The 11357-nt window shown below is 69.9% G+C and carries 10 protein-coding genes; all 10 read left to right on the top strand.

What is annotated here, in order from left to right; all coding sequences use genetic code 11:
* The first annotated feature begins 10 nt into the window (after nucleotides 1-10).
* The 10 genes from GFH49_RS04485 (at nucleotide 11) to GFH49_RS04440 (ending at nucleotide 11343) form a co-directional block, all read left to right on the top strand.
* Nucleotides 11-1219, top strand: coding sequence for an acyl-CoA dehydrogenase family protein (locus tag GFH49_RS04485; RefSeq protein WP_196217851.1), 1209 nt, complete (start codon nucleotides 11-13; stop codon nucleotides 1217-1219).
* Nucleotides 1212-2810: an acyl-CoA synthetase gene (locus GFH49_RS04480; protein ID WP_155054431.1), complete on the top strand. Its 1599-nt coding sequence runs from the start codon at nucleotides 1212-1214 to the stop codon at nucleotides 2808-2810. Before GFH49_RS04485 ends, GFH49_RS04480 begins: the two co-directional genes overlap by 8 nt.
* Before the next feature lie 118 nt (nucleotides 2811-2928).
* Nucleotides 2929-4158, top strand: coding sequence for an LLM class flavin-dependent oxidoreductase (locus GFH49_RS04475; protein WP_155054430.1), 1230 nt, complete (start codon nucleotides 2929-2931; stop codon nucleotides 4156-4158).
* A 15-nt stretch (nucleotides 4159-4173) separates the two neighbouring features.
* Nucleotides 4174-5190 carry an alpha/beta hydrolase fold domain-containing protein gene (locus GFH49_RS04470; RefSeq protein ID WP_155054429.1) on the top strand — a complete coding sequence of 339 codons (1017 nt, stop codon included), beginning with the start codon at nucleotides 4174-4176 and terminating at the stop codon, nucleotides 5188-5190.
* 3 nt (nucleotides 5191-5193) lie between these two features.
* Complete coding sequence (locus GFH49_RS04465; protein WP_155054428.1) at nucleotides 5194-6024, top strand: mycofactocin-coupled SDR family oxidoreductase; 831 nt, start codon at nucleotides 5194-5196, stop codon at nucleotides 6022-6024.
* Between the two features lie 48 nt (nucleotides 6025-6072).
* Complete coding sequence (locus tag GFH49_RS04460; protein WP_155054427.1) at nucleotides 6073-6894, top strand: mycofactocin-coupled SDR family oxidoreductase; 822 nt, start codon at nucleotides 6073-6075, stop codon at nucleotides 6892-6894.
* A 55-nt stretch (nucleotides 6895-6949) separates the two neighbouring features.
* On the top strand, nucleotides 6950-8254 hold the full coding sequence (locus GFH49_RS04455) for an acyl-CoA dehydrogenase family protein (protein WP_155054426.1): 1305 nt from the start codon (nucleotides 6950-6952) through the stop codon (nucleotides 8252-8254).
* Complete coding sequence (locus GFH49_RS04450) at nucleotides 8244-9467, top strand: flavin reductase (protein ID WP_230396157.1); 1224 nt, start codon at nucleotides 8244-8246, stop codon at nucleotides 9465-9467. The genes GFH49_RS04455 and GFH49_RS04450 overlap by 11 nt, the downstream gene beginning before the upstream one ends.
* A gap of 164 nt (nucleotides 9468-9631) precedes the next feature.
* A complete protein-coding gene (locus GFH49_RS04445; protein WP_196217850.1) occupies nucleotides 9632-10792 on the top strand; it encodes a dipeptidase in 1161 nt (386 codons plus the stop codon).
* 26 nt (nucleotides 10793-10818) lie between these two features.
* On the top strand, nucleotides 10819-11343 hold the full coding sequence (locus tag GFH49_RS04440) for a VOC family protein (RefSeq protein WP_155054423.1): 525 nt from the start codon (nucleotides 10819-10821) through the stop codon (nucleotides 11341-11343).
* Nucleotides 11344-11357: the final 14 nt, after the last annotated feature.

The raw sequence follows: 11357 nt of genomic DNA, 5'->3' as shown, positions 1-11357 counted from the left end.
AGGAGCAGCCTTGACGCCAGACAACCCACCTGCGACGGCACCGCTCGACGACCGCGCCTCGGACCTGCTCGGCCGGGCACGGAAGCTGGGGCTGCTCGCGGAGGAACACACGCAGGAGAGCATGCGCGAGCGACGGCTCGTCGACGTCGTGGAGAAGGAGCTGCTCGACGGCGGGCTCATCGATCTGTGGGTCCCGCGCAGCCTCGGCGGCGCCGAATGCCCGCCGCTCGACATGTACGACGTCATCGAGGAGACCTCCTACCACGACGGGGCCGCGGGCTGGGTGCTGCTCGCGATCGTGCTGGCCACCGCGACCTCCGGCGCGTACCTCGGGGACAGCGCCGTGGCCGAGCTGTTCGGTGGCGGTGGCTCGCCGGTCATGGCCGGACAGGGCTCACCGGTGGGGCGTGCCGAGGTGGTCGAGGGCGGCTATCTGCTGAGCGGCCGGTGGAGCTACGGATCCGGGATCAAGCACACCACCCACGCGTATTCGGGTGCCACCGTCTTCGAGAACGGCAGCCCGAAGCTCGACGCGACCGGACGGCCGGCTCTGCTGCTGACGGTCGTCCCGCGAGAGTTCGTGACGTTCGGCGACAACTGGGACGTCCTCGGCCTGTCGGCCACCGGGAGCATCGACTACTCCATCAGCGAGCGGTTCGTGCCCGCGGAATGGACACATCCGGCCCGGATCCGGCACTCGGACCGGGGCGGTTCGCTCTACAGCCTCGGCGTCATGGGGATGGGGTGCCTGCTCCATGCCGCGTGGGCGGCCGGCCTCGGACGCCGCGTCCTCGACGAGCTGGCCGTCTATGCGCGGCACCGCGGTGACCGCTCCGCCGGTGACGACTTCGTCCAGCGGGCGGCCAGGGCCGAGGGCTCGTTCCGCGCCGCGTCCGCCTACCTCAGGAACACGTGGGTCGACGTGCAGCGCACCTTCGAGCGCGGCGAGGAACTGTCGAACCGTCAGCAGACCACCATGCGGCTGGCCGTCAACCACATCACCCACACCGTCGCGGACGTCTGCGAGCAGGTCTACCGCATCTCCGGAGGAGTCGGCCTTCGCGCCGGGGCGATCCAGCGGTGCTTCCGCGACGCCAACGCCTCCGTCCAGCACATCATCGTCTCCGACGTGATCCTGCGGGGTATCGGGCGTGAGCTGCTGGGGCTCGCCCCCGACCACGGCTGGGTCCACCACGAACTGGTGCCGAACCATGTCTGAGCCACGGTCGTCAGCGGACGACACGATCAGAGGGGCCCGCTCCCACGCCATCGGCGACCTCCTGCGGCGGACCGCCTTGCGGGTTCCCGACAGGACGGCCCTGGTGTCGGGCGATCGGCGATTCACGTTCGCCGAGTTCGACCGGGCCGCCAATCGCACCGCGAACGCCCTCGCCGAGCGGGGGATCGGGACGGGCGACCGTGTCGCGGTGCTCTCGCACAACGGCTGGGAGTACTGCGTCCTGACCTACGCGCTGGCACGCCTCGGCGCGATCATGGTGCCGGTCAACTTCATGCTCAACGCCGACGAGGTCGCGTTCATCCTCGGCCACTGTGGGGCCCGGGGCCTCGTCGTCGAGGACGTGCTGCATCCCGTCGCCGAGGCGGCGATCGTCTCCAGCGGGGTGGATCTCGCGGTCCGCGGCCTGATCCCGCTCGGCGGGGGCCGCGCGCCCGAGGGCTGGGAAACGGTTGCCTCCTGGGCCGATTCGGGCGATCCGGCCCCGCCCGCCGTCGTCGTGGACGACGACGCCCCGGTGCGTCTGATGTACACCAGCGGCACGGAGTCCCGGCCCAAGGGAGCCCTCCTCAGCAGCCGGAGCCTGATATCGCAGTACGTGAGCTGCATCGTGGACGGCGAGATGTCGCCCGACGACGTCGAGATCCATGCGATGCCGCTCTACCACTGTGCCCAGCTCGACTGCTTCCTCGGCCCGGACGTCTATGTCGGAGCGACCAGCATCGTGCTGTCCCGGCCCGATCCGGAGGCGGTGCTGGCGACGATCGAGCGCGAGCGGGTGACCAAGCTGTTCTGCCCGCCCACGGTGTGGATCTCGCTGCTGCGCAGCCCGGCCTTCGACACCACCGATCTGTCCAGTCTGCGCAAGGGCTACTACGGCGCCTCCCCCATGCCCGTGGAGGTCCTCCGCGAGATGCAGCGCCGGCTTCCCGACGTGCGGTTGTGGAACTTCTACGGCCAGACGGAGATGGCGCCACTGGCGACGATCCTGAAGCCGGAGGACCAGATCAGCCGGGCCGGCTCGGCCGGGCGGCCCGCGCTGAACGTGGAGACCCGGCTGGTCGACGACGACGGGAACGACGTAGCGACCGGCGAGGTCGGCGAGATCGTCCACCGCAGTCCGCAGGCCACCCTCGGGTACTTCCGCGACGAGGCGAAGACCGGCGAGGCGTTCCGCGGCGGCTGGTTCCACTCGGGCGACCTGGGCGTCTTCGACGAGGACGGCTATCTGACGGTGGTGGACCGCAAGAAGGACATGATCAAGACCGGTGGTGAGAACGTGGCCAGCCGGGAGGTCGAGGAAGCCGTCTACCAGCTCGACGGCGTGGCCGAGGTCGCGGTCTTCGGGACGCCCGACCCCAAGTGGATCGAGGCCGTCACCGCGGTCGTCGTCCCGCGGGCCGGCGCCGAGCTGAGCGAGGCCGGCGTCATCGCACACTGCCGCGGCCTGCTGGCCGGCTACAAGGTGCCGAAGCGGGTGTTCTTCCAGGACACCCTCCCCAAGAACCCGAGCGGGAAGATCCTCAAGCGCGAGCTGCGGGTGTCCTTCTCGGAGGCGGTCGTCCCGCAGTAGACCGTCCCGACGACAGATCGTCGCGACGCCGTCCCGACGACAGACCGTTCCGACGACCTCGTGTCCCCACCCGCGGCGCAGGCTGCGTGGTCCCGTCATCACTCGACGAGGAGTAGTCATGACCTTGATCCCTGACCACGGTCCGATGCAGTTCGGGTTGTTCGTCGCCCCTCAGCACTACCCGAAGCAGAACCCGACGCGTGCCCTGCGCCGCGACCTGGAGACGCTGGCCTACGCGGAGTCCCTCGGCTTCGTCGAGGGCTGGGTGGGCGAGCACCACTCGACCGGCCACGAGATCATCGCCTCGCCGGAGGTCTTCCTCGCCGCGGCGATCGAGCGCACCCAGCGCATGCGGCTGGGAACGGGCGTGGCGTCTCTGCCCTATCACCACCCCTTCCACGTCGCTCAGCGCGCCGTGCTGCTCGACCACCTGTCGATGGGCCGGTCGATCCTCGGCGTGGGCCCGGGGTCGCTGCCGAGCGACGCGGCCATGATCGGTGTGCCGTGGTCGGAGACCCGGGACCGCATGGCGGAGTCGATCGATGTCATCCTCAAGCTGCTGACCAGCGAGGAGGGCGTCACGCACCACTCGCCGTGGTTCACCCTCGATGACGCCTACCTCCAGGTCAAGCCGTTCCAGCAGCCGACCCCGGAGCTCGTCTTCACCTCGATGGAGTCGCCCTTCGGCCCGACGCTCGCGGGGAAGTACGGCGCGGGGCTGCTGTCCCTCGGAGCCAGCAGCCGTCGCGGTTACGCCGCACTGAGCAACATGTGGAGGATCGCCGAGGAGCAGGCGGCGGTCCACGGGAACACGGTGAGCCGCTCGCAGTACCGGGTCGTCGCCTTCATGCACGTCGCCGAGACACGGGAACGTGCCTACGCGGAGGTGGAGAAGGGCTTCCCCCGCCACATGGACTACGTGGCCAACGTCAGCGAGCGGACGTTCGCGTGGATGGAGGAGCAGGCGGAGTCCAACGGGGCCCCGGAGGGGCCGCCCGTGCAGCCGACGGTCCAGCAGATGATCGAAGGCGTCCGCGACACGCACCTGATCTGCGTCGGTGACCCCGACGACGCGATCGCCTTCATCGAGCACATGTACCACGCCGCCGACGGCTTCGGCACGCTGCTGGTGATCAGTGGCACCGACTGGGCCGCCCAGGACGCCGAGTTCCGGTCGCTCGAACTGATCTCGCGTGAGGTCATGCCGCACTTCCAGGGCTCCTCGCGCCCCATGGAGATCGCCGTCCAGCGCGCGCTCGCCACGCGGGGGCTCCGGCTCGGCGAACAGCGCGAGAGCATCAAGGTCGCGAGCCAGAAGTACGTCGACGCCGGCGGCAAGGTCAGCTGAGGGACGGGGCCGGCCGTGGCGGGGAAGGAACGCGAGGAAGCCGAGCGTGGCCAAGGCGCCCGTGCCGAGCTGGCACTGGCGCTCGACTGGGTCGCCGCGTTGCGTGGCTGGAGCGCGCAGTGCTCCGCACTCCCCCAGGTGCGTGAGGTGCTGGCTCGGATGGCGCCCCTGCGGGGTGCCGCCGAGCCGGGCGTGGACATCCGCCAGATCGACCTGGACGGTGTTCCCGTCGAGGTCAGCCGGGCCATGGCGGCCGGTCCGGACGGTGTTCCCGTCGAGGTCAGCCGGGCCACGGCGGCCGACCCGGACGGCCCGGTGCTGCTGCACTTCCACGGTGGCGGATTCACCATCGGCGGGCCGTGGGACGATCGGCTCTACCTGTCGCGGATGGCGCTCGCCCTCGGCGGGAGCGCGGTCTCGGTCGGCTACCGGCTCGCGCCGGAGCATCCGTATCCGGCGGCCGTGCACGACGGGACGACCGCCTATCGCGCGCTGCTGGAGTCCGGTGTCGATGCCCGGCGGGTGATCGTCAGCGGCGGGTCCGCGGGCGGTGGCCTCGCCCTTCTCGTTCTGCGGGAGGCCCGGCGACTGGGCCTCCCGGGCCCCGCCGGACTGGTGCTCCAGTCCCCGCTGGTCGACTTCACGGTGTCCGGCCGCAGCCATACGACGAACGCCGCGACCGACCCGTTGACCTCCCGCGAGTCGATCGCTCGCGCGGTGACGGCGTTCCTCGCCGGCGCCGACGCCGCAGCCTGCTCACCTCTGTTCGGGGACCTGGCGGCACTGCCGCCGACCCTCGTCCAGGTGGGCCAGGACGAGGTCCTCTTGGACGACACTCTCGCGCTGGTCAAGGAGATGAGCGCGGCAGGGGTGGCCGTGAGCCATGAGGTGTGGCCCGACGTCCTGCACACCTGGCACGGCTTCGGCTGCCTCACCGCGGCCCGCGTCGCGACCGAGCGACTCGCCTCGTTCGCGCGCGCGCAGACAGCAATTCCGGCTCCGCGGGGAGCCGGCCTCGCAGAGGAGAAGTAGCCGATGCCCGGACGAATCGACGGCAAGGTCGCTCTGATCACCGGAGCAGCCCGTGGACAGGGACGTGCTCTGGCGGTCCGGATGGCAGAAGAAGGCGCCGACATCATCGCCGTGGACAACTGCGCCGACTGCACCATGGCGTACCCGGGCGGGACGAAGGAGGACCTCAAGGAGACCGCGTCCATGGTCACCGGCCTGGGACGCCGTGTCGTGACCGGGGTCGTGGACGTGCGGGACCTCCCGGCCCTCGAAGCAGCCGTCGCGGAAGGCGTGGCAGAACTCGGCAGGCTCGACGTCGTCGCGGCCAACGCCGGCATCTCCGGGCCTGCCTCTTTTCAGGAGATGACGGAGACACAGTGGGAGGAGATGATCGCGACCAACCGCGGCGGCGTCTGGCGCACGTGCAAGGCGGGCGTTCCGCACATCATCGAGGGAGGCCGCGGAGGAAGCGTGATCCTCACCAGCTCGGGGGCCGCGCTGAAGGGCTTCGCGAACATCGGCCACTATGCCGCGGCCAAGGCAGGCATCCTCGGCCTCATGCGGACGCTCGCGCACGAACTGGGCGCCCACAGGATCCGCGTCAACTCCATCCTGCCGACCACGGTCGACACCCCGATGGTGCAGAACGACGCGCTGTACCGCTTGTTCGTACCGACCGTCGACTCGCCCACCCGGGACGACCTGGCACAAGTGACGACGACCATGCACGCCCTCCCGGTCCCCTGGGTCGATCCGATCGACATCGCCAACGCGGCACTGTTCTTCGCAGGCGACGAATCCCGCTACATCACGGGCGCGGCCCTGCCGGTCGACGCCGGAATCCTCGTCCGTTGACGGAAACACAGGCAACGAAACACAGCCAGGAAAACAGGAGGACGCGCCATGGGTAAGCTGGACGGCAAAACGGTCATGATCACAGGTGCGGCCCGCGGCCAGGGCCGCAGCCATGCGGTGACCCTCGCGGAAGAGGGCGCGAACATCCTGGCGCTCGACATCTGCGCCGACATCGAGACCCTCAGCTACGGTCTGGCAACGGCGGACGACCTCGCCGAGACCGTGAAACTCGTCGAAGCCACCGGCGCCCGAGCCGTCGGGCTGCAGGCGGACGTCCGCGACGCGGACGCGTTGCGGCAGGCGGTCGACCAGGGCACCGCCGAACTAGGCGACATCGACATCGTGATCGCCAACGCCGGAGTCGCCGGACACGGCAGCGACCACCCCGACCAGGAACAGGTGTTCCGCGACGTCATCGACGTGAACCTGCGCGGGGTCTGGAACACGGTGCACTCGGTCGTACCGAGGATGATCGAGCGTGGTGCGGGCGGGTGCTTCGCGCTGGTCAGCTCGTCCCACGGGTTGTCGGGCCGGGGTGACAACGGGACGGCGGGAGTGGACTCCTACATCGCCGCCAAGCACGGCGTGGTCGGCCTGATGCGCGGATTCGCGCACTGGCTCGCCCCGCACATGATCCGGGTCAACACGGTGCATCCCACGGGAGTGCCGACACCCATGGTGATGAACGACGGGGTACAGCGCTACCTCACCAGCGATCCCCGGGTCGTCACCGAGATGGCGAACCTGTTGCCGGTGCCGATGATCGAGGCCGCCGACGTCAGCCGCGCGCTTCTCTGGCTCGTGAGCGATGACGCCCGCTACGTCACCGGTGTCGCGCTGCCGGTCGACGCGGGCTTCCTGACCCCGTGACCGGCGTACCACATCGAGACGCCTTCCGGCCGACCAAGGAATCTACGGTTCTTTCATGCTGAAGACGAGTGACGACACGAACCCCCGTACGCGGTCCGACGACGTCGACGGCTTCTCGACCGAGACCGCCGACGGCCGCGTCGCCGCAAGCGATCGCAACCGGCGGACGGAGGAGCTGCTCGACCGGGTGAGGGCCCTGCTGCCCGGCATCCGAAGCCGCGCGGAACAGGCGGAGGACCTGCGCCGCCTGCCCGACGCGACGATCCAGGACCTCACCGAGGCAGGGGTCTTCGCCATGCACGCCCCCGCCGAGTTCGGCGGCCTTGAACTGGAGATCGACGCCCTCTTCGAACTGGCGCTGCTCCTCGGGACCGCCTGTACGTCGACCGCGTGGACCGCGACCTTCCTCGCCTACCACAACGCCGCGCTCGGCCGGTTCCCCGCCGAGACCCAGCAAGAGGTGTTCGCCGACCGGGGCTTCGCACTCTCCGCGGGCAGCTTCCACCCCCTGCCCGGCTCTCGCGGCGAGTTGGTCGACGGGGGCATCCGGGTCACGGGCCGCTGGGACTTCTGCAGCGGCGTCATGCACTCCGACTGGTGCTTCGTCGATGTCCCGGTCGAGGCGACCGGCGACCAGCCCGCGACCCGGTTCGTGTGCCTCATCCCGGTCAGCGAGCTGGAGGTCGTCGACGTCTGGCACACGACCGGAATGCGCGGCACCGGCAGCAACGACGTCAAGGCCGAGGGGGTGTTCGTGCCGGCCCACCACGCGCTGCACACCCCGGACTTCCACGGCACCGAGACGCCGGGTGCCCTGCACCGGCCCGGACACAGCCTGCTGCGCATGCCGATCTACCGGGCGGCGGGCATCTTCCACCCGGCGTTCGCCATCGGCTCCGCGGAGCGCGCCCTGGAGGTGTTCCGCACGGAGATCGCCGGGCGCAGGCAACGGCCGGTGAACGGGGGCCCGCTCGTCCAGGCCCCGCTCACCCACAGCCGGTACGCCAAGGCGGTGACCCTGCTGCACAGCGCCACGCTCATGGCCCGGGCGCAGTCGGACGAGGCCGGCGCGCACTACGCCGGCCACGCCGGGAATCCGGACCTCCCGGCCCGGGCGATCATGCGCCTCAGCTCGGTCAGCGCCATCACACAGGCCGCCGAGGCGGTGGAACTGGTGACGAGGGTGAGCGGCGGCAGCATGTTCCGCCGGGGCTCCGAACTGGACCGGATCAAACGGGACATGGCCGTGCTGCTCAACCACAACAGCGGCGATGCCGACTTCCACACCGAGACGGCGGGCAAGGTGCTCCTCGGCCTGGAGCCGACCGGAGCCGAGGCGGGTGCCTACCGTGCCCTCTGACAGCGGCGTCGGCGCCGCCTTCGCCACCTTCGATGCCGGCGACACCCGGCGGGAGAACCGGGCGGCCGATCCGGCCTGGTTCCGCCGGGTCCTGGGCCAGTACCCGACAGGGGTCTGCGTCGTCACCGCGGCCCGTCCGGACGGGAACCGCGCCGGCATGGTCGTCGGTTCGTTCTCGTCGGTGTCCCTGTCACCGCCGATGGTGGCCTTCTTCCCGGACCGTTCCTCCACCAGCTGGCCGAAGATCGAGAGCGCCGGGAGGTTCTGCGTGAACATCCTGGCCGCCGACCAGGAGGACGTGTGCCGGCGCTTCGCGGCCCGCGGGAAGGACAAGTTCGCCGGACTGGAGGTCGGCACATCGCCCTCCGGCATGCCCTTGCTGGACGGTGTCGTCGCGTGGATCGACTGCGAGCTGGACGCGGTGCACGAGGCGGGCGACCACTACGCCGTGTTCGGCCGCGTCAGCGACCTCGACGTGGCGTCGGGGTCGGCCCCGCTGCTGTTCTTCCAGGGCGGATACGGACGTTTCGCCCGGCACTCGGTCACCGAACTCGACACCCGCGGCGACCTGACCGCCGGTCTGCGCGCCGTCGAGTTGATCAGGACGGAGATGGAGGAACTCGCCGGAAAGGTGGCCGGACGGTGCATCGCGACCGCGCTCGACGGCGGTGAGGTGGTCGTGATCGCGTCCGCGGGGGCGACCGCCCGGCGGGACGCCTCCGGCACCCTGGTGGGACAGCGGCTGCCTTTCTCCGCTCCGACGGCGTCGGTACTGGCGGCCTGGGCGGACGAGGACCGCGTCGGGCAGTGGCTGTCCCGGATGCCGTCGGCCGGAGCGCGGACCGTCCAGCGCGAGCACCTCACCGCGGTCCGGCAGCGCGGATACTCCCTGGCGCTGCGGGCGGACAACACCTCCGCGCTCTCCGCGCTGGATCTCATGGAGGCCGACCCCTCCTCGCTGGCGGGGGAGGATCTGCACGGCATGTTCGCGCAGTTGACCTACGACCCCTCCGAGGACGAGGTCACCCCCGGCACGGTCGGACTCATCACCGTGCCGGTCTTCGACGAGGCGGGGTCGGTGGTCATCGCCCTGCACGTCTACGGCTTCGCCGAACCCCGTTCCGCCGCGCAGGCCGACGAGCACGTAGGGCTGGTCAGGGCGGTCGCGGACCGAGGCACGGCCCTGCTCGGCGGCCACGCCGATTCTTCCTAAGCCGGCTCGGCGAAGTCAGCTGCGGTTCGGCAGCGCCCCAAAGGGGCGCGGGGCTGTACTGAATATGCGGCTCCGCCGCGCGAGCGCGACCAGCCACGACGGCGCCGCAGTCAAACGACAACCCATCCCGCGGAGCGCCTCTCAAACCGCGAAGGAGAGCATGCGTGTCCACCGCAATCTCAGCCCCGGCCAGGGCCCGGGCCGAGGACCTCGTCCAAGAAGCCTTCCTGCTACAGGGATCAGAGCTGCCCTGCTCACCGAACGGCGGAGCCGACCGTTTCCTGTTCGATCCCTTCGAGGTGAACGACGCCGTCATCGCCGACTGGCGCGCGGCGCACCTCGACATCGTCGTCTGCCCCACCTTCTGCATGGATCTGAACCCGTTCGACGGTGTCGTTCGTCAACTGGCCGCGTGGAACTCGGTCCTGCACGACCACCGCGACCAGCTCATGCGGATCTCCACCGGCGCCGACTTCGACGCCGCCCGCGCCTCGGGTCGTATCGGCGTCCTCATCAGCCTCCACTTCGGTGACAACTTCCGCACCCTCGACGATGTCGACTTCTTCCACCGGCTGGGCCAGCGCAGCTCCACGATCGTCGTCCGCGGGCACAACGCCATCGGCAGCGCCCATCACGAGCGTTACGAGTCGGGGCTGACGCATTTCGGCTGCGCCGTGGTGCAGCGGATGAACGCGGTCGGCATCGCGGTCGACATCGCTCACGCCAACGAGCGGACCTCCCTGGACGTCCTCGACGTCTCGACCAAGCCGACCTACGTGAGCCACGCGTGCGCCTACGGGCTCTCCCCGCACGAGAAGAACAAGTCGGACGAGGTGCTGCGCAAGCTCGGTGCGGCCGGGGGCCTGATCGCGCTGCAACCGGCCAGCCAGCTGGTCCGTCCCGTGGAGCCGGTGGAACTGACCCACTTCGTCGACCAGATCGAGTACGTGGCGCGGGTCGCCGGCCCGCGGAGCGTAGGGCTCGGCTTCGAGGAGCCGTACCAGGGCTGGGGGCACTTCCAGGGCGAGAACCGCCCCGTCCAGTCCGTCACCTTCAAGAAGGGCGAGATCTCGGACGAGAAGCTCGCCGCCACTCCGCGCCCGGTCAACCAGCACCACATCCCCGAGTTGATGACCCGGGACCGCTACACCGTACTGACGGCCGCTCTCCTCGACCGGGGGTTCACCGAGGAGGACATTCGCGGGTTCCTCGGGGAGAACGCCAAGCGGGTGTTCTCCGTGATCATGGCGGGGAACGGCGGGCCACGTCACTACGAATCCCCCCTGCGTGCGATTCACACCAACATCGGGCACATCGCCCACTGACCCACTTCGGTTCGGAGGAACACGCCATGCCGCACATCGAGGAACTCGCGCACGTCGGCATCCACGTGCACGACATCGACACCATGCTCCCGTTCTACCGGGACACGCTGGGCCTTCAGGTCTCGGACATCGACGAGAAGGCGGGGCTGTACTTCCTCAGTTCCCGGCCCGACATCGAACACCACGAGGTCCTGCTCTGCGCCGGCCGCACCGCGGAGCCGGGCGCGATGCTGCTGCAGCAGATCTCCTTCCGCTGCCCCACGCTCCAGGACGTCATCGACTTCTACCGCAAACTGGTGGCCGAGGGCGTGCGCTTCGAGTACACCGTCACGCACGGCAACGCGATCGGCGTCTACTTCTACGACCCCGAGGGCAACCGCCTGGAGCTCTACTGGCCGACGGGGCTGAAGGCCCGGCAGGGGTTCCTCCTCGAAGTCGACCTCGACGAACCGCCCGAGACCATCATGGAGAGGGTGCGCGGTTACGTCGCCGAGCACGGCGAGGACGGCATCGTCGACATGGCCCTGCTGGCACGACAGACCGATTCGTGACCGGGACCGATTCG

Origin of the sequence: Streptomyces blattellae (assembly GCF_009709555.1) — a bacterium.
Taxonomy (GTDB): domain Bacteria; phylum Actinomycetota; class Actinomycetes; order Streptomycetales; family Streptomycetaceae; genus Streptomyces; species Streptomyces blattellae.
The sequence above is the reverse complement of the archived record's forward strand: the minus strand, read 5'-3'. Positions and strand labels throughout refer to the sequence as shown.

Coding starts and splice junctions, on each gene's coding strand:
- GFH49_RS04480 (WP_155054431.1), top strand. CDS start 1,212: ATGTCTGAGCCACGGTCGTCAGCGGACGACACGATCAGAGGGGCCCGC.
- GFH49_RS04475 (WP_155054430.1), top strand. CDS start 2,929: ATGACCTTGATCCCTGACCACGGTCCGATGCAGTTCGGGTTGTTCGTC.
- GFH49_RS04465 (WP_155054428.1), top strand. CDS start 5,194: ATGCCCGGACGAATCGACGGCAAGGTCGCTCTGATCACCGGAGCAGCC.
- GFH49_RS04460 (WP_155054427.1), top strand. CDS start 6,073: ATGGGTAAGCTGGACGGCAAAACGGTCATGATCACAGGTGCGGCCCGC.
- GFH49_RS04455 (WP_155054426.1), top strand. CDS start 6,950: ATGCTGAAGACGAGTGACGACACGAACCCCCGTACGCGGTCCGACGAC.
- GFH49_RS04440 (WP_155054423.1), top strand. CDS start 10,819: ATGCCGCACATCGAGGAACTCGCGCACGTCGGCATCCACGTGCACGAC.